The sequence below is a fragment of the Micromonospora jinlongensis genome, from assembly GCF_013410645.1.
Classification (GTDB): domain Bacteria; phylum Actinomycetota; class Actinomycetes; order Mycobacteriales; family Micromonosporaceae; genus Micromonospora; species Micromonospora zamorensis.
This window is the reverse complement of record NZ_JACCHK010000001.1, coordinates 5412313-5430054: the sequence shown is the minus strand read 5'-3', so window position 1 is coordinate 5430054 and position 17742 is coordinate 5412313. Positions and strand designations below refer to the sequence as shown.

Annotated in this window: 19 protein-coding genes; 5 read left to right on the top strand and 14 right to left on the bottom strand. The window is 71.9% G+C overall.

Features of this window, described 5'->3' with window-relative positions:
• Positions 1 to 7: 7 nt before the first annotated feature.
• Complete coding sequence (locus HNR22_RS24465) at positions 8 to 292, bottom strand: putative quinol monooxygenase (RefSeq protein ID WP_179782302.1); 285 nt, start codon at positions 290 to 292, stop codon at positions 8 to 10.
• A gap of 155 nt (positions 293 to 447) precedes the next feature.
• On the opposite strand from HNR22_RS24465, the gene HNR22_RS24460 reads away from it, so the two are divergent.
• Complete coding sequence (locus tag HNR22_RS24460) at positions 448 to 711, top strand: hypothetical protein (protein WP_179782301.1); 264 nt, start codon at positions 448 to 450, stop codon at positions 709 to 711.
• A gap of 4 nt (positions 712 to 715) precedes the next feature.
• On the opposite strand, the gene HNR22_RS24455 is transcribed toward HNR22_RS24460, so the two are convergent.
• The 9 genes from HNR22_RS24455 to HNR22_RS24415 form a co-directional block, all read right to left on the bottom strand.
• Entirely contained in the window at positions 716 to 1489 is a 774-nt protein-coding gene (locus tag HNR22_RS24455; protein WP_179782300.1) for a hypothetical protein, read from the bottom strand.
• Positions 1490 to 1544: 55 nt separating this feature from the next.
• Entirely contained in the window at positions 1545 to 2303 is a 759-nt protein-coding gene (locus tag HNR22_RS24450) for a MerR family transcriptional regulator (RefSeq protein ID WP_179782299.1), read from the bottom strand.
• Between the two features lie 50 nt (positions 2304 to 2353).
• Positions 2354 to 4609 carry an EAL domain-containing protein gene (locus HNR22_RS24445; protein WP_179782298.1) on the bottom strand — a complete coding sequence of 752 codons (2256 nt, stop codon included), beginning with the start codon at positions 4607 to 4609 and terminating at the stop codon, positions 2354 to 2356.
• A gap of 261 nt (positions 4610 to 4870) precedes the next feature.
• Entirely contained in the window at positions 4871 to 5047 is a 177-nt protein-coding gene (locus tag HNR22_RS24440) for a hypothetical protein (RefSeq protein ID WP_179782297.1), read from the bottom strand.
• A 7-nt stretch (positions 5048 to 5054) separates the two neighbouring features.
• Complete coding sequence (locus HNR22_RS24435) at positions 5055 to 5288, bottom strand: zinc-ribbon domain-containing protein (protein ID WP_179782296.1); 234 nt, start codon at positions 5286 to 5288, stop codon at positions 5055 to 5057.
• A 116-nt stretch (positions 5289 to 5404) separates the two neighbouring features.
• A complete protein-coding gene (locus tag HNR22_RS24430) occupies positions 5405 to 6274 on the bottom strand; it encodes an SRPBCC family protein (protein ID WP_179782295.1) in 870 nt (289 codons plus the stop codon).
• Entirely contained in the window at positions 6267 to 6824 is a 558-nt protein-coding gene (locus tag HNR22_RS24425) for a winged helix-turn-helix domain-containing protein (RefSeq protein ID WP_179782294.1), read from the bottom strand. The genes HNR22_RS24430 and HNR22_RS24425 overlap by 8 nt, the downstream gene beginning before the upstream one ends.
• A gap of 100 nt (positions 6825 to 6924) precedes the next feature.
• Positions 6925 to 8268 (bottom strand): class I SAM-dependent methyltransferase, encoded by a 1344-nt coding sequence (locus HNR22_RS24420; RefSeq protein ID WP_179782293.1) that lies wholly within the window; start codon positions 8266 to 8268, stop codon positions 6925 to 6927.
• Positions 8265 to 9662 carry an FAD-binding oxidoreductase gene (locus HNR22_RS24415; protein WP_179782292.1) on the bottom strand — a complete coding sequence of 466 codons (1398 nt, stop codon included), beginning with the start codon at positions 9660 to 9662 and terminating at the stop codon, positions 8265 to 8267. The genes HNR22_RS24420 and HNR22_RS24415 overlap by 4 nt, the downstream gene beginning before the upstream one ends.
• 93 nt (positions 9663 to 9755) lie before the next feature.
• Here HNR22_RS24415 and HNR22_RS24410 point away from each other — a divergent pair, with 93 nt between their 5' ends.
• From HNR22_RS24410 to HNR22_RS24400, 3 genes are read left to right on the top strand one after another with little or no spacing between them, the layout of a single operon-like run.
• On the top strand, positions 9756 to 10226 hold the full coding sequence (locus HNR22_RS24410) for an aminoacyl-tRNA deacylase (protein WP_179782291.1): 471 nt from the start codon (positions 9756 to 9758) through the stop codon (positions 10224 to 10226).
• A gap of 39 nt (positions 10227 to 10265) precedes the next feature.
• Positions 10266 to 10550, top strand: coding sequence for a DUF427 domain-containing protein (locus HNR22_RS24405; protein WP_074317101.1), 285 nt, complete (start codon positions 10266 to 10268; stop codon positions 10548 to 10550).
• Positions 10551 to 10596: 46 nt separating this feature from the next.
• Positions 10597 to 11301 (top strand): RICIN domain-containing protein, encoded by a 705-nt coding sequence (locus HNR22_RS24400; RefSeq protein WP_179782290.1) that lies wholly within the window; start codon positions 10597 to 10599, stop codon positions 11299 to 11301.
• Positions 11302 to 11334: 33 nt separating this feature from the next.
• On the opposite strand, the gene HNR22_RS24395 is transcribed toward HNR22_RS24400, so the two are convergent.
• Positions 11335 to 12690: an MFS transporter gene (locus tag HNR22_RS24395; protein ID WP_218906670.1), complete on the bottom strand. Its 1356-nt coding sequence runs from the start codon at positions 12688 to 12690 to the stop codon at positions 11335 to 11337.
• 19 nt (positions 12691 to 12709) lie between these two features.
• On the opposite strand from HNR22_RS24395, the gene HNR22_RS24390 reads away from it, so the two are divergent.
• On the top strand, positions 12710 to 13699 hold the full coding sequence (locus tag HNR22_RS24390) for a GlxA family transcriptional regulator (protein WP_425488075.1): 990 nt from the start codon (positions 12710 to 12712) through the stop codon (positions 13697 to 13699).
• A 17-nt stretch (positions 13700 to 13716) separates the two neighbouring features.
• Here the strand turns inward: HNR22_RS24390 and HNR22_RS24385 are convergent, their stop codons facing one another.
• From HNR22_RS24385 to HNR22_RS24375, 3 genes are read right to left on the bottom strand one after another with little or no spacing between them, the layout of a single operon-like run.
• Entirely contained in the window at positions 13717 to 14181 is a 465-nt protein-coding gene (locus tag HNR22_RS24385) for a hypothetical protein (protein ID WP_179782287.1), read from the bottom strand.
• Positions 14182 to 14209: 28 nt separating this feature from the next.
• Positions 14210 to 16162, bottom strand: coding sequence for a VWA domain-containing protein (locus tag HNR22_RS24380; RefSeq protein ID WP_179782286.1), 1953 nt, complete (start codon positions 16160 to 16162; stop codon positions 14210 to 14212).
• A gap of 2 nt (positions 16163 to 16164) precedes the next feature.
• Positions 16165 to 17625 (bottom strand): magnesium chelatase ATPase subunit I, encoded by a 1461-nt coding sequence (locus HNR22_RS24375; protein WP_179782285.1) that lies wholly within the window; start codon positions 17623 to 17625, stop codon positions 16165 to 16167.
• Positions 17626 to 17742 lie beyond the last annotated feature (117 nt).

Below are 17742 nucleotides of genomic sequence, written 5' to 3'. Positions count from 1 at the left end.
AGCCCGGTCAGGGTGCCTCGACGCCGGAGATCAGGTAGCGCTGCACATCGGCGTCGAGGATCTCTACTTCCTGCGTGTCACTCGGCCCGGAGCCCCGGAACGCGGCCAACTGCTCCGCGGACTCCCAGCGTTCGTAGACGTGGACCCGTCCCGGCTCCAACGGGTCGGCCGCGAGCAGGAAGTCGAGGCAGCCGGCGGTGGCGCGCGCCTGCGCGATGACCTGTTCGCAGTCCGACAGGTAGGCCTCGCGTGCGGCCGGCTCGACCTGGAGGCTGCCTGCAATGATCAACATGGGGACCTCCGGGGGTCGGTACCGATGATGAGGCTGATGCCAGTGAGTCATTTTTATACCTGTGAGTCATCACGCTCGTGCCGACATCGCCGCCCGGACGAGTGACGCCGATCCCGCTGGTCTCACCAGCCCCCGGCGCTTCATATCGTGCAAACGTGAGAAAAAGCGACAAGAAGCGCTCATCTTCCCCGCTGTGGGCCCCTGTCCGCGTACCCCTGAAGTGGCTGGCGGCGACGGTCGCGCTTGCCGTGGTCGCGACGACCGGGCCGGCCACCGCGGACGGCCCGGACCACGGGCCCGGTGTGGAGCCGACGCCGGAGCGGGCGCTGACCGCCACCGGCGACGAGACGGTCCGTCGGATGGCCCGTACCGTCTACGACTTCCTCGTCACCCCCACCGAGGGGGCGGTCGAGGAGTGAGCCGTCAGGCCCCGGGGATGTTCGCTGGCGGGTTTTCGCCGACCAGGTCGGCCGCCGGCGGGTCGGCCGACACCGGCGACCCGAAGTCCGAGTACGTCAGGTCGAGCTGGGCGGTCTGCGACTGCTCGCTGGCCAACTCGATGCGGTAGCGCACCAACCGCCCCTGCTCGTCGACGGCCGCCGTGAACGGCACCGCCCCGGCCCGGTCACCGAGCACACCGCCGACCCCTTCGCCCAGCACCGCGCCGCTCTGGCGCAGGTCCAGCGTGCCCGCGTACTCCCGCGCGCCGGTCTGCCGGACGGCGGTCGCCGTGCCGAGCGTGCCGGCCAGCTTGGTGTTGTCCAGGCCCTGCTTGGCGGGGGGTGAACCCGGAGCGCCGACATGCCACCAGGTCTTGCCGTCCCAGACCGGAACGCGCCGGTCCGGGGCGCTGATCCGCACGTAGACGTCCGGCCCGGTGGTGAGCCGTTCGATCTTCACCTCGCCGGTGGGCACCTTCAGGGAGGTGGTTTCCAGACCGCGCTTCGCCTTCGGGTCCCAGAGCACCACGGTGCCGTCCGAGCCCGTCGTCCCGCCGCTGCTCAACGCCAGCTTGTAGGTCTGCTGGTCAACCTTCCCGGCGGCGGCCTTGAGCACACCGACCGGGTCGGTCGGGCCCGCCGACGCCGCCGGGCGACTCTCATCGGACTCGTCCCCGGTGGCGACTAGTGCCCACACCCCGGCGGCGACCGCCACGACGAGGGTGGCACCAGCGGCGATCAGCTTCGGTTTCTGCACGGTCATCTCCCCCGGGGGCGGTGCGGTCCGGCCAGACTAGCCGGACCGCCCGTCGTCACGCGCGGCTGATGGCGTTGGCGTGGATCGCCTCGTGCAGGTACGCGGCCAGCCCCGGGGCGATGTTCTCGTAGTGCGCGGTGAACCGCTCGTCGGCCAGGTACATGTCGGCCAACCCGGTCTGCATCTCGTACGAGCACTCGTAGAACCAGCGGCTGATGATCTGCCGGTGCTCCTCGGCCAGCTCCATCGCCTCCGGGCCGTCGGCCGGGGCGCCCGAGGCCATCACCGCGACGATCCGTCGGCCCCAGTCCTCGTTCTCCGCCTTGATCCGTAGCCAGTCCTCCTTGCCGTAGCGGGAGGCCCGCCGGTTCGACTCCCGGTACGCGTCGGTGTCGCCCCAGCGCTGCTCCGCCTCGGCCTGGTGCTCCTCCGGGCTGAAGTCGCCGAAGACCTCGAACCGCTCTTCCGGAGTGAGTTGGATGTCCAACTTGCTCGCCTCCATCGCGAACTCGATCGCCGTGACCATCTCCTGCAACCGCTTCATCCGTACCGTCAGCAGCTCGTGCTGCCGGCGCAGGTGGGCGGCCGGGTCGGCCGCCGGGTCGTCGATGATCGCGGTGATCTCCTCAAGCGGGAAACCCAGCTCCCGGTAGTACAGGACGAGTTGCAGCCGTTGCAGATCCGCGTCGTCGTAGCGGCGGTAACCAGCCGAGGTCCGTCCGCTCGGCGAGAGCAACCCGATCTCGTCGTAGTGGTGCAACGTCCGGATCGTCACGCCAGCCAGCTTCGCCACCTGACCCACCGTGTACGCCATGGTTCCCCTCCCTTCCGGGAACCAGGCTCCCGCCTGCCGCTACGTGAGGGTCAAGCCCGATTCTGGCCCACCATGGCCGGGCCGTCCGGCCGCCCGTACAGATAGCCCTGGCCGCGCGGGCAACCGATCGCGGCGACCGCCTCGTGCTGGCGCTCGGTCTCCACTCCCTCGGCGACCACCGTCAGGTCGAACGCGCCAGCCAGCCGGGTGATCATCTCCACGGTGGCGTAGGCCCGGTCGTCGGCACCCAGCCGGGCCACGAACGAACGGTCGATCTTCAGCTCGGTGGCCGGGATGCGGTGCAGGTAGCTCAGCGACGAGTAACCGGTGCCGAAGTCGTCGATGGCGATCCTGATGCCCAGCTCACGGATCTGGTGCAGCCGCTCCAGCACCGCGTCGGTGCCCTCGATCAGCGCCGACTCGGTCAGCTCCAGGGTCAACGCCCGCGGCGCAAGGCCGGCGGCACTGGTGGCCGCGGTGACCGTGGCGATCAGGTCCGGCCGGCGCAGGTGCGCCGCGGCGATGTTCACCGCGACTGTCGCCTCCGGCACCCGGCCCCGCCAGGTCGCGGCGGCCCGGCACGCCTCGTGGATCACCCAGCGGTCGATCGGCAGGATCAACCCGGTCTCCTCGGCCAGCGGCAGGAACCTCGCCGGCGGCAGCATCCCCAGGCGCGGGTGCCGCCAGCGCACCAACGCCTCGGCGCTGCGAACCGCGCCGGTGCACAGGTCGACGATCGGTTGGAACTCCAGGTGCAACTGCTCCTCGTCGACCGCGCGGCGCAGATCGGCGATCAACTCGGCGCGGGAGACGGCCGACTCGCGAAGCGCCGGGGTGCACGTCCGGTACGCGGACTTCCCGGCCGCCTTGGCCGCGTACATGGCGATGTCGGCGTCGCGCAGCAGGTCGGTGTGGGAGGCGTGCTGCGGACCGTACTCGGCGATGCCGATGCTCGCCGACGGGTGCACCCCGACGTCCTCCTCGTCGCCGGAGGGCCGCAGCGCGTCCAGCAGCCGCTCGGCGAGCCGCTCCGGTGAGACCGGCCGCTCGCCGTCGACCAGCACCGCGAACTCGTCGCCACCGAGCCGGGCGATGGTGCCGTCGCCGTTCACGGCGGCCCGCATCCGGGCCGCCAGCCCGGTCAGCAGGGTGTCGCCGGTGGCGTGCCCGAACCGGTCGTTGACCTGCTTGAACCCGTCCAGGTCGAGCAGCAGCACGGCCACCGGTCGCCCGTGGCGCAGGGCCAGGCGCAGCCGCCGGTTGAACAGCAGCCGGTTGGGCAGCCCGGTGAGCTGGTCGCCGTACGCGAGTCGGCGCAGCCGGGCCACCAGCCGCAGGTTCTCGTTGGCGGCCAGCCCCTGCCGTACGGCGAGGGCCGCCAGCAACACCATCATGGTGATGAAGACCAACTGCGGGGCCTGCCCGGTGGGCCGACGGGTGAGCACCACCGCGATGATCGCCCCACCCACCGGCAGGTACGGCAGCGCCACCCGCCACCAGGGCGGCAGCGGTGACTCGGCGGCGTCGTCGGTGCCGTCGCAGTCCGGTGGTGGCGGGTTCCGGGTGGCCAGGCCGATCAGCAGGTAGCTCAGTGGCCAGCACAGGTCGATCGGGTGACCGGCGGCGTAGTCGGCACGGGCGACCAACGACACGTAGACGACGTCGGCGACGACCCGCAGGGTGAGGCTCGCCGCGAGCATGCTCATCGGCCGCCACATCGGCCGGGCGGGGCCTGCGACGGCGACCAGGATGGTGAGCTGCATCAGGTCGAACATCGGGTAGAGCAGCCCCAGCGTGCGCGCCGGGTCGGCCAACTCGGCAGCGGCCACCCCGCGGAACACCAGCACCCAGCCGATCGGCACCAGCGCCAGCGCGACGATCACGCCGTCCAGCAACGTACGGGCCCGCCCCACCGCCGTCCGGGGCGCCGACGGCGAGCTGAGCAGCGCCGCCGTGCCGGTGAGGATGCCGGCGCCGAAGACCACCCCGACCAGCGGTGTGTGCGGCAGATCGCCGCCGACGAGGCGCTGCGTCGTCCAGATCGCCCGGCCGAGCGCGGCGAGCGCCATGGTGACGGCGAGCAGCGTCCAGAACCGACGCAGTGGTGCCGGATGCCGGCGGGCCACCCCGACGCACGCGAGCGTCGCCCAGCCGGCGACCAGCATCCCGCCGAGGTCACTGACCAGCGCGGCACCGGGCAGCGCGGCGACCAGCCAGATCGCCTCCAGCAGGATGACTGCGACCGCGACGACAGCACCGGCGGGGCTGAGCAGCCCCGCAGCCTGCTTTCCGTCCTGTCGGGACACGGTCGCTCCGGCTCTGCGTCGTGCGTGCACCCTCGGAAGACCGGTCCACGGCAAACCACGAAAGCCTAACCACCGCTCAGGTACGCCGCCAGGGCCGAACGTCCCCGTAGGTCCAATCAGGAACGACTGCCCAGCTGCGGCGAGGGACCCTGGTGACGGTCCCTGTAGACCTGCCCCAGATGTGGGGCGGGGCGGCCCCGAGCCACGGTGCCTACATTCCGACTCTCACGCGAATCCGGGCGCGCCGAGCGCCGGAGAGGGTCAGCGGCCGGCGGAGCGGTTCCAGGGTGAGCGGGGCAGGGCGGTGCCGGCGATCGGACGGCGTGCCCGGCGGCGTTTGCGCCGGCCGGGGGTGCAGGGCGGGCGGGCAACGGTGTGCACTGCCACGTCGACCGGCGGCGTCGGTCGGCCGATCAGCCAGCAGAGGAAGCGATCCATCGTCGGATCAGCCGACCGGAAGGCGCTCGACGTCGGACTTGGAGATCTCGTACTCCGCCCCGCAGAACGTGCACTGCTGCGCGTACCGGGTGCGGATCGGTATGAGGGGGATGAAGAAAAGGGTGAACCTGGTCGACCGTCGGGTGATCACCTGTGCGGCCTGATTGCCACAGTGGCGGCAGACCTGCTGCACGACACCGGACCGGTCGACCTTGGTACGCAGACCAAAGATGAAGAACATCGCCCGCCATTACCCACTCGACCGCGAAAAGTCACCAGATCCGGCCAGCGGATCACCGGAACCCGGCCCCACCGGCTCACATCGAGCACAATCGGGGGGCCGGGCACCGGCGGGTGTCAGCTGGCTGGCTGGGGCTCCAGGCCGGGGATCTCCTCGGAGATCCAGATCGGCTGCCAGTCCGGCACCTCGTGGAAGCGGCGCAGCTCGTACAGCCCGGCAACCGACCCACTCCAGGCCCCGTACGGCGGGTTGGCCTCGTCGAAGCCGGACTGCACGAAGGTCAGCGTGGTGCGACCGTCGGACTCGGCCAGCTCCCAGTTCGTGACCCCGGTCGGCCCCCAGTCGACGGACATCCGCCGGCCGGGCTCCAGGTCGACGACCTTGGCCGCGTAGCCGGTCTCGAAGCCGCCCATGGCGTATCGGCCGCCGACCCAGGGCTCGATGCCGATCGGGTAGCCGAACCAGGCACTGGCCTGCTCGGAGTCGGTCAGCGACTCCCACACCTTGTCGGCGGGGGCGGCGATGACCAGCTCACCGCGCAGGTCCGCCGAGGTGAAGTCGGTGCGCGGCAGCAGTGGCTTGCCCTCCAGGTGGGCGGCCAGGTTGGCGATGGCCAGCGCCCAGAACGTCTGGAGCACGCCCCGGATGCTGGAGCCGCTCATCGCTTCGGCAAAGTCGAAGTGGCTCTGGGTCAGCGTCAACACGGTGCTGTCCGTGCCCTCGGCGGTCAACTGGAACTCGGTGGTGGTCTCCACCCCGTCGAGCAGCCAGCTGAAGCGCAGCGTGTCGTCGTCAGCGTGCAGCAGCCGCTGATGCGGGGCGTCACCCTCGGGCGTGTAGCGGCCCCAGAACTCGTACCGCTGGGGCAGCTCGACCTCGGCGTGCTCGGCCAGCCAGAGACGCAGCTCCGCCGGGTCGGTCAGGGCCTCACGGACGCGCCCGACGGGCGCGGAGAGACGGGCCTGGACCTTCAACGGGTCACTCATTGTAATTTCCTTTCGGATAGCAGGCGACGGCGAGCTTGAAGGCGTCTCCTTCACTGCCGCCGTAACGGGCGAACAGGTCCTGAAGTGCGGTTTGCAGGTCGTGCAGGAACTGCGGGCGAAGCTCGGCCGGCACCCGGATCTCGCCGGAGACGCCGATCGAGGGCAGCTCGGGGGCGGCCCGGTCCAGGGCCGCGACGTCGGCCTGGACCTCTTCCATCAGGTCGAGGAGGTAGCCGAGGCTCAGCTCGTCGCGGGCCCGGCGCAGCCCGATCCGGCCGACGAGCCGGGGCGACAGCCAGTAGGACCGGGCGGCGGCCTGGTAGATGCCCTCGGTGATCCCGCGGACCTTGCGCTCGTTGACCAGCTCGACCAGGCCGGCCGCGACGAGCTGCTTGACGTGGTAGTAGACGCGCTGTGGCGTCTGGTCGAGTCGGGCCGCGACCTCGGTGCAGGTGCGCGGTTCGGCCAGTTGTCGCAGCACCTCGACGCGCTGCGGCTTGAGCAGGACTTCGGCCTGCTCGATCTGCTCCAGGTACAGGACATCTCTCATGGCAAAATCAGTTTGTACGTACAAAACTTGTTTGTCAATCGGTTCGCGAGAAGCCGCGCCGACTTTCTCGACGCGGCTTCAGGCAACGGTCAGCAGGTGATCAGGGCAACCAGTCCGGTCGCAGCGGGTAGCCGTTCACACCGTCCGGGCCGTTGTGCGTGGCCAGCACCTGGTGCAGCTGGATGCCGTTGCGCTCGAACGCCATCCGCGACCCGGCCATGTACAGCCCCCACACCCGGGCGGTGCCCACACCCACCTCGGACACGCAGAAGTCCCAGTGCTCGACCAGGTTGCGACACCAGGCAGCCAGCGTCAGCGCGTAGTGCTGGCGCAGGTTCTCCTCGTGGTGCACCTCGAACCCGGCGTCGTGCACCTCGCTGATCAACCGGCCCGGACCGGCCAACTCGCCGTCCGGGAAGACGTACCGGTCGATGAACGCGCCGGAGCGGTGCGGCGCCCGATTGTCCGCGCGGGTGATGCAGTGGTTGAGCAGGCGTCCGCCCTGCCGCAGCCGACTACGCAGCGCCCCGAAGTAGGCCGGGTAGTTGCGCACCCCGATGTGCTCGGTCAGCCCGATCGAGGAGATGGCGTCGAACTGCTCCGGCGGCGCGTCCCGGTAGTCCAGGTGGCGCACCTCGGCCAGCCCGGTCAGACCCTCCCGCTCGATCGCGGCCTGCGCCCACTGCGCCTGTGCCTGCGACAGGGTCACCCCGAGCGCCTTGACGCCGTACTCACGCGCGGCGTGCCGCACCATGCCACCCCAGCCGCAGCCCACATCCAGCAGCCGCATGCCCTTCTTGAGCCCCAGCTTGCCGGCGACCAGGTCGTACTTCGCGGCCTGGGCCTGCTCCAGCGTGTCGTCCGGAGACCGGTAGACCGCGCAGGTGTACGTCATCGACGGGCCGAGCACCTTCTCGTAGAAGGCGTTGGAGACGTCGTAGTGGTGCGAGATCGCCGTGCTGTCGCGCACCCGGGAGTGCCGCAGGCCGTTCATCACCCGCTTCCAGCGCGGCAACGCCTCCTGCGGTGGTGCCGGCGGCGGCATCAGCCGCTCCCAGCCCAGCCCCCGCACCAGCGCCAGCCCCTCGGCCAGCGACGGTGGGCGCAACCGCAGCTCGTCCTTGAGCACCCGCAACGCCTCGTACGGGTCGCCTGGGTGCACGCCCTGCAACGCCAGGTCGCCACTGACGTAGGCCCGGGCCATGCCCAGGTCACCGGGCGCGGTGAGCAGATAGGACAAACCCCGCTCGGATTGGATCGCCAGGGTGATGCCCGCGTCGGACGGGCCGACGGAGCTGCCGTCGTACCCGGTGATCCGCACCGGCAACGGCCCCGAGGTGACCGCGCGGACGACATCCGCCACGGTCGGACCCGTTTGCCGGCCCCCCGCCGGTGGGGTGGCGGGGACGCTCGCCGCCCCCTGATCTCTGTCGGTCAGGCTCATGCTCGTGCTACCGCCTTTTCGTACAGTCCCGTCAGCCGGTGGTCCGGGTCGTAGCGGTCTTTCACCGCGCGCCACGTGTCGCCGCCGTAGAGGCGATCGAAGGCGTCCCGGTCGTAGTACGCGTCGGAGTAGAGCGACTTGTGCCCGCCCGACTCCGACACCCTGCGTTCGATCGTGCGGTTGACGTCGCCGTCGGCGGCGCCCGGCGCGATCGGCACGCTCCCCCAGAACCCGATGTTGACGTAGTCCTGCCCCGGCCGGAGTGGATACAGCGGCCAGGACCGCGCCGAGCCGGGCCCCGCCGGCTCACGCAGTCGCAACGGACACAGCCACACCGGGTTCATCCCCACTGCGCTGGCGAACCAGCGCAGGAAGTCAGCCGTCTCGTGCAGCGGGATCTCCACGTCCTGCACGACCCGCTCCCGGGCCGGTTGCCCGCGCAGCCGGTCGATCCGGGCCGCCACCTGGTGTCGGTGCTCAAGACGGACCAGCCGGTGGTAGAAGTCGCTGCGCCGGTAACGCGCCGGCCAGAACCTGCGCATGACCGGGTGCTGCGCACCGAACGCCGCCGAGCACCAGAACCAGTCGGTGTCCCAGCGCCAGAGATAGTCGTGCGCGGTGAGCACGTCGCGGGTGCGCTGGCGCAACGACCGGTAGTAGATGGCCTGGCCGGTGTAGTCGCTGGGCGGGCCGGCCGTGTCGGTGAACGTGGCCAGCACCAGGTACGCCTCACCGGGGCTGAACATGACCCCGTCCATCGCGTCGACCGGCTCGCCGGCCCAGGATCGGGTCGCGGTCACCTCCGCGATCGCGTCGGTGAGCGCCTCCAGCTGGGTGAACCGGACGTTGCGCAACGCCACGTACCGGCCGACCGGTTGCAGCTCGATGCGCAGCCGGGTGGCGTAGCCGAGGCTGCCCAGCGAGTTGGGGAACGCGGCGAACAGGTCGGCGTGCTCCCCGTCGGGTCGGGCGGTGACGATCTCACCGGAGCCGGTGAGCACGTCCAGCTCCCGGACCGACTCGTGCGGCAGGCCGTTGCGGAACGAGGTCGACTCGATCCCGAGGCCGGTCACCGCGCCGCCCAACGTGATGGTGCGCAACTGTGGCACCACCAGCGGCATCAGCCCGTGTGGCAGGGTCGCGTCGACCAGGTCCTCGTACGTGCACATGCCCTGCACGTCGGCGGTGCGGCCGGTCGGGTCGACCGACAACACGCCGTTCAGGCCACTCACGTCGAGCCCCGGGGTCCGGGGAGCGGACCGGGGACGGAACAGGTTGGACGTGCGTTTGGCCAGCCGGACAGGCTCGCCTGTGGGCACCGCGGCGTACGACCGTCGCAGCGTGTCCACCGCTTGATCATGGTCAATGGGGTGATCCACACGCTCAGCGCGCATGTGATCACCTTACGCTCGCGCTCCAAAAACCGTGGGATGTCGACGATGGCAGTTTCCCGTCCGCTGACCGGCTCGGCCGTTACCGTGGCGGGCATGCCATCGCCCGCGATCGCCGCCCTGGAAGCCGCCCAACTGCCATATCGGCTGGTCAGCCGCGGTGAGGCCGGCAGCCTCGCGGAGGCCGCCGCGGCCCAGGGTGTGGCCGTCGCCGATGTGGTGAAGACGATCGTGGTCCGCCGGAGTGCTGACGATCACCTGTTCGTGCTCACTCCCGGGGACCGGGTCGTCTCCTGGCCCAAGCTGCGCGCCCTGCTCGGAGTGCAACGGCTGTCCATGCCCGACGCGGCGGGCGCACGGGCCGCCACCGGTTACGAACGCGGCACCATCACCCCGTTCGGCGCGAGCACCGCCTGGCCGGTGATCGCCGACGAGCGACTGCGCGGCCGGCAGATCAGTCTGGGCGCCGGTGAACGCGGCCTCGCCATCGCCGCTGACGCCGATGCCGTGATCGCCGCCCTCGACGCCACAGTGGCCGACGTCACCGACCCGCAGCCAACCCGCTGAGCGCTGCCGGCGTCACTGCCACGGCCTAGTGTTGGAGGCATGCCAAAAGCCGTGTGGAACGACCTGGTCGTCGCCGAGAGCGACGACACCGTGCTGGTGGAGGGCAACCACTACTTCCCCCGCTCCGCCCTGCGCGACGACCTGATCCGGGAGTCCGCGACGCACACCGTCTGCCCGTGGAAGGGCACCGCCTCGTACTACACCCTTGAGCACGAGGGCAGCACCAGCGCGGACGCCGTCTGGTATTACCCGGAGCCCAAACCGGACGCCGAGATGGTGCGTGACCGGGTGGCGTTCTGGAAGGACGTCCGGGTCGTCGACTGAGCGCCGGGCTGGCTCCGGCGCGCCGCCGTGGGCGAGGATGGCGCCTATGTCCGCGCCCCACGAACGCCCCGACCCCGCCGGCACCGTCTATGGCGGGCGACGGGCACCCCGCCCCGGGCCACTGGCCGACCCGCTGCTGCGGGTCGCGGTGGCTGTCGGGGTCGTCGGCGCGCTCCTCGGGGTGGTCTTCGCCACCGGGCTGCTCGACGGGCAGGACGAGCAGCCCGTGCCGGCGACGGTCGGCGCGTCGTCCAGCGGCGCGGCGCCAACCGACCCGGCGGCTGAACCGAGCGCACCGGCCGAGCCGTCACCGACCCCGTCGGCGACCCCGGCCGGGCCACCCACCGGGCCCCGGGTGCTCCGGGTCGCCTCCGGGCTCTGCCTCGGGCTCGACGGCGACGGCGAGAAGGCCGGCGCCCAGTTGGCCGCGTGCAGCGGCGGCCCGGAGCAGCAGTGGGTGGTCAACCCGGTCGGCGCGGACGTGCTGACGTTGACCAACGCTGCCCACGGGCAGTGCCTGGACGTCGAGGGCGGCAGCCGGGACGACGGCGCACGGGTGGTGCAGTGGCCCTGCCACGGCGAGGCCAACCAGCAGTGGCGGCTCACCGCGACCGGCACCGGCCCGGTGCTGCTGGTCGCGGCGCACAGCGGCAAGTGCGCGCAGGCCGACGACGACGGCGTCGAGGCGGGCGACGAGGTCCGGCAGCGGCCCTGCGACGGCCGGCCGGCCCAGCAGTGGACCGTGAGCTGACCGACCGCCGCAGTCGCCGCCGCCCGCCCGGCCTCAGCCCCGGAAGCTCCACGCCTTCGGCGCGGTCGCGGCGGCCAGCACGGCCTCCGGCACCGGCCGGCCCGGTCGCCGACGCAGCAGCAGCGACAGTCCGGCCGCGCCGATCGACAGCGCGCCCGCCACGTACCAGGCCATCGCGTAGTCGCCGAGCCGGTCCCGGACCAGCCCCGCACCGGTCGCCGCGACCGCCGCGCCGAGTTGGTGCGCGGCGAACACCCAGCCGAACACCACCGCTCCGGCGCCACCGAAATACTCCCGGCACAACGCCACGGTCGGCGGCACGGTGGCCACCCAGTCCAGGCCGTAGAAGACGATGAACACCAGCATGCTCGGCTCGGCGATGCCGGAGAACAGGCTCGGCAGCACGAGCAGGGACGCCCCACGCAGCGCGTAGTACATGCCGAGCAGCAACCGACTGTCCACCCGGTCGGTGAGCCAGCCGGAGGCGATCGTGCCGACGATGTCGAAGAGCCCGACCAGGGCGAGCAGCCCGGCCGCCGTGGTCTGGGCCATGCCGTGGTCGTGCGCCGCCGGCACGAAGTGGGTGCCGACCAGGCCGTTGGTCGTCGCACCGCAGATCGCGAACCCCCCGGCCAGCAGCCAGAACGGGCGGGTCCGGGCCGCGGTCGCCAGCGCGCCCAGCGCCCGGGTCGCCGCGCCGCCGGTCGCCGTTGGCGCCGCGACGACCTCGGCCGCCCCGTAGGCGGGCAGACCGAGATCCGCCGGGTGCTCGCGCAGGAACCACACCACCAGGGGTACGACCGCCAGCGCGGCTCCGGCCACGACGAGTGCCGCCGTACGCCAACCGTGGTCGCGCACCAGGATGGCGATCAGTGGCAGGAACACCAGTTGTCCGGCGGCCCCTCCGGCGGTCAGCACCCCGGTGACCAGCCCCCTTCGGCGGACGAACCAGCGCCCGGTGATGGTGGCCACGAACGCCAGCGCCATCGACCCGGTGCCCAGGCCGACCAGCACACCCCAGCAGAGCAGGAGCTGCCAGCTGGCGCTCATGAAGACCGTCAGCCCGCTGCCCGCGGCGACCAGCAGCAGCGCCACCGAGACCACCCGGCGGATGCCGAACCGGTCCATCAGGGCGGCGGCGAACGGCGCGGTCAGCCCGTAGAGCAGCAGGTTGACCGAGACTGCCGCGGAGATCGTGGCCAGTGGCCAGCCGAACTCCTCGTGCAGCGGGTGCAGCAGCACCGACGGGGTGGCGCGGAAGCCGGCGGCACCGACCAGCGCCACGAAGGCGACGGCGGCGACCAGCCAGGCGGGATGCAGACGGCGGTTCTTGAACACGGCACCAGTCTGGGCGGGGCCGTACGGCAGGACGAGTGGCCGGAAAGCCATCATGCGCAATAATCGGGCCATGACCGTTCGCCCGCACCGGATCGCCGTACTCGCCCTGGACCACGTGGTCGGCCTGGACCTCGGCACCCCGTCGCAGGTCTTCAGCACCGCCCGGGCCGCCGACCAGACGCCCTTCTACGACGTGCGGGTGTGCACCCCGGGCGGGCGACCGGTGCGCAGCACCGCCGGCTTCCAGGTGGTCCCCGACCATGGTCTGGAACTGCTCAAGACCGCCGACACGGTGATCGTCCCGGGCATCCACGACGGCACCGCGTTGATCTCGGGCGCCGTCGAGCCGGAGGTCGCCGAGGCGCTGCGCGGGGCACACGAGCGGGGTGTCCGGATCATGTCGATCTGCACAGGAGCGTTCGTGCTGGCCGCCGCCGGGCTGCTCGACGGGCGTCGGGCAACGACCCACTGGGCGTACGCCGAGCGGTTCCGCAGCCTGCACGGCCGGGTGGACCTCGACCCGGGCGTGCTCTTCATCGCCGACGACCAGGTGCTCACCTCGGCCGGGGTCGCCGCCGGCATCGACCTCTGCCTGCACGTCATCCGCCTCGACCACGGCAGCGAGGTGGCCAACCGGGCGGCCCGGCGCTGCGTGATGCCGCCGTGGCGCGACGGTGGCCAGGCCCAGTACATCGAGCGGCCCGTCCCGAAGGCTACCGACACCAGCACCGCGAGCGCCCGGGAGTGGGCGCGGCAGCGGCTGCACGAGCCGATCGCCCTGCGCGACCTGGCCGAGCAGGCGCGGATGAGCGTGCGCACCTTCACCCGGCGCTTCCGGTCCGAGACCGGCCTGAGCCCGGCCCAGTGGTTGCTGCAACAACGCACCGACCACGCGCGACTGCTGCTGGAGACGACCGACCTCACCGTCGACCAGATCGCCCACCGCTCGGGTTTCGGCACCACCGCAGCCCTGCGCCAGCAGCTCCACCAGCGCATCGGCGTGGCGCCCTCGACCTACCGCCGCACCTTCCACCCGCGAAGCGAGCTGATCAGCGGCTGATCCCGCCAGACACCGCGTCAGGAGCGGAGCAGGTGCAGCTGAGCCTGGTGTTTGGGCAGGTGGACCCGGGTGTGCAGGTCGAGGGTGCGGGACCACGGCAGCGACTCCTCGACGACGAGGTCGAAGCCCTCGCGCAGGTGAGTCTCGACCGGGGTCTCCGCCGCCAGGCCGAGCTGGTCGACCAGCCCGCACAACCGGTCGCTGGTGCCGTGCAGCAGAGCCGTGAGACCCCGCAGACCGCCCTGCTCGGCAGCCAGCGCGTCGAGCTGCGGACGATGAAAGTCCTCCTCCATCTCGTAGTAGGCGAACGGCGACCCGGCCAGCAGCGCCTCGGTGGCCTGGATCATCAGCTCGTCGTTGGCGACCAGATGCGCGACGATCTGCTCGGCGCTGAGCTGCCCCTCCGGAGCCGGACCGAACCCGCCAGCGTCGACCTCCGCGAACAGGGCGCCGTAAGCCCGCCGCATTCCCCCGCTCTCCATTCCCCCAGTCAACCCGCCCCGCCGGGAGTTAGCGGCGGGATTGGCGGGAGCGGAGGTAGTCGGAGACCACGTACTCGCCGAGGTCGTCGGTGTCCGGCGTGAACATCCGGCCCCGACTGCGGCGGGCCACCGCGTCCACGAAACGCCGCAGGCCCGGGTCGTCGCCGAGCATGAACAGGTTGAGCGTGGCACCGTAGCGACTCAGCCGGTCCACCTCGCGAACCGTCGCCTCGATCGTCTCCGGCAGCGGCGGCCAGTGGAACAGCGCCTCCCCGTCGTCCGGATCGAGGTGGGCGGTCGGCTCGCCGTCGGTGACGACCAGGACCACCGGCTCGGCGTCCGGGTGTCGGCGTAGGTGCCGACCAGCCAACCGCAGCGCGTGCTGGAGGTTGGTGCCCTGTTCCCCGTCCGGCTCGACGGCGGCCAGCTCCTGCTGGGTGAGCGTCGTCGCCTCCCGGCCGAAGCCCACGATCTGCAGGGCGTCCTGCGGAAAACGCGTCTCCATGAGGTGCGCCAACGCCAGCGCCGTCTGCTTCATCGGCCCCCAACGACCCTGAGAGATCATCGAGTACGACAGGTCGACGCAGAGCACCACCGCCGCCGACGCCCGCTTCTCGGTCTCCACCACCTCGAAGTCGTCCACCGCGAGCTGCACCGGAACCGTCGGCCCGGCCCGGCTGACCGCCCGGGTCAACGTCCGGACCACGTCCAACGGCTGCTCGTCGCCGTACTCCCAGGGTCGTGACGCACCGCTGACCTCGCCGGCGGCCCCCGCCGAGCGCAGGTCGTGCTGGCCGCGCGGCCCGGCGGTCAGGTCGGAGAAGACCCGTCGCAGCGCGGTCCCGCCGAGCCGGCGCAGAGCCTTCGGGCTCAGCGTGAGCCCTTCGGCGTCCCGGCTCACCCAGCCCTGCCGGCGAAGCTCCCGCTCCAGATCGCGCAGTCGGCGGACGTCGTCGGCGGCGTCCCGTCCCAGCGTCCGGGCCACCGCGTCGACGTCCACGTCGTCCAGGGTCGCCCCGGGGTGTTCCTGGTCGAGCTGGTCCAGCAGGTCGTCCAGCTCGCCAATCTCACCCAACGCGCCAGCCGCGTCGGCGTAGTCCAGTGACTGGTCGCCCCGGACCCGTTCGCCACGCCCCCAGCGCAGGTCGGGGCGCAGTGCCCGCAGGTTCGCGTCGAGCGCGGACAACTCCCCGGCGAGGCGGTCGCCGAGCGACTGCTGCATCAGACCGGCCAGCTCGGCGCGCTGCCGGTCGGAGAGCGAGTTCATCAGCCGCTCACCGGCCGCCGAGCGGCGGGCCAGAACGTCGATCAACTCGTCGACGGTCTCCGGCTTCTCCGGGAAGAAGTCGCCGTGTCTGCGCATGAACTCGGCGAACGCGTCGGTGGTGTCCTCCGCGCGACCGTGCCGGGCCAGCAGGTCGTTCAGATCGCCCATCATCTCGGCGAGCCGCTGCTGGGCGGCCGGGTCGGCGGACGCGCGCACGGCGTCGCGCAGCCCGGCGAACCGCTGACCGAGCACGTCGTCGCGAAGTTGGTCGAGGATCTGCTGGTACGAGCGGCGGGCCTCGTCGCTGGCCCACTGGTAGCCGGACAGCTCCTCCACCGCCCGCGCGGTGGAACGGGGCAGGTTGTCCAGCACCGACTCGGCGAACCGCGCGGCGTCGTCGTCGCGCCCGCGCAACTCGTCCCGCTCGGCGGCGAGAGCCTGGTCGAGCAGAGCCTGGGCCCTGGTCACCGCGCCGTCCAGGTCACCGCGACGCAGCGCCTCCCGGCGCAGCCGCCGAGCCCTGGCGGCCAGGTCGTCCAGCCCGCCCCGCCCCTGAGGGCCACGGCGCAGCAGGTCGCGCAACGCCTCCCGTAGGCTTCCGCCGGCCAGCACCTCGGCGCCGACCGCGTCCACCGCCTCACGCACGTCGTACGGGGGTGCGAGCGGGTCGGGCCCGCCGTTCCACTGCCCGTACCGGAACCGGTTGCCGGCCACGGTCAGCCCCGGCCGCCGTAGACGGTGCGCCCGGAGTCGGTGACGTCCTTGCCGAGCCGGCGGGTCAGGTGCAGCCCTTCCAGCACGAACTCGACGGCAGCCGCCGCTTCCTCCGGGGTGGGCGCGTCACCCAGGCCGAGCCGGTCGAGGACCTTCGCCAGACCGGGCACGGTGCCCACCTGGCGCAGCAGCTCGGAGGCGCTGACCAGCTCGCCGGTCTCGATCGCCGCGCCGTCCTCGACGAGCGCCGTGAAGCCGGACAGGTCCAGCCCGGCCAGGTGCGCCCGGAACGTCTCGGCGGTCGCGGTCCGCAGCAGGTGAGCAAGGATCTCGATCTCCCGCCCCTCCTCGCCGCTCTCGAACTCGACCTTGCCGCGCAGGGTGCTGGTCACCGACACGGCGTCGCCGACCCGAGCCACCGCCGCCTCGGGCCGCCCCTCCGGGGTGGCGGTGGCGGCGAGCAGACCGGCGCGGCGCAGCGCGGCGCCGGCGACCGTCTCGGCGGCGGCGATGGCGAACCGGGCGGAGACCCCGGAGCGCGGGTCCACCGACGGCGACTCCCGCACCGCTCGGGCGAAGCGGGCCAGCACCTCCAGGACGTGCTCCGGCACGGCGGCGACCAGGTCGGCCTCCTGCCGGATGAGGTCCAGCTCCAGGTCCAGGTCCACCGGGTAGTGGGTGCGGATCTCCGCGCCGAACCGGTCCTTGAGCGGCGTGATGATCCGGCCCCGGTTGGTGTAGTCCTCCGGGTTGGCGCTGGCGACCAGGAGCAGGTCCAGCGGAAGCCGCAGCTGGTAGCCACGAACCTGGATGTCCCGCTCCTCCAGCACGTTGAGCAGCGCCACCTGGATCCGCTCGGCCAGGTCGGGCAGCTCGTTGACGGCGAAGATGCCCCGGTTGGTGCGCGGCACCAACCCGAAGTGGATGGTCTCCGGGTCGCCGAGGGTGCGGCCCTGGGCGATCCGGATCGGGTCCACGTCACCGATCAGGTCGCCGACGCTGGTGTCCGGGGTGGCGAGCTTCTCGCCGTAGCGCATCGAGCGGTGCAGCCAGCCGACCGGCTGGTCGTCGCCGGCCTCGGCGACCTGGGCACGGGAAGCCGGGGTGAGCGGGTGCATGGGGTGCTCGTTGAGCACCGAGCCGGGGATGACCGGGGTCCACTCGTCGAGCAGCGCGCCGAGTGCGCGGATCAGTCGGGTCTTGCCCTGGCCGCGCTCACCGAGCAGCACCATGTCGTGCCCGGCGAGCAGTGCCCGCTCGACCTCGGGCAGCACGCTGTCGTCGTAGCCGACGATGCCGGGGAAACGGGCCTCGCCGGAGCGCATCCGGGCGAGGAGGTTGTCGCGGAGTTCCTGCTTGACGGTGCGGTACTGGTGACCGGCCGCCCGAAGCGCGCCGAGCGTGCCGGGCAGGTCGGCCGGTGGAACCGGGATTACCGGAGTAGGCGCAGTCACCCGACCCACGCTAGCTCACCCCGGAGTCGACCTACGCCAATACGGAAAGTGATATCCGAGACGCCCTCTTGATGCGCCGATCGGCGGGCTGTGGCGCGCCGTCTCCGCCCCTATACTCACGGTTAG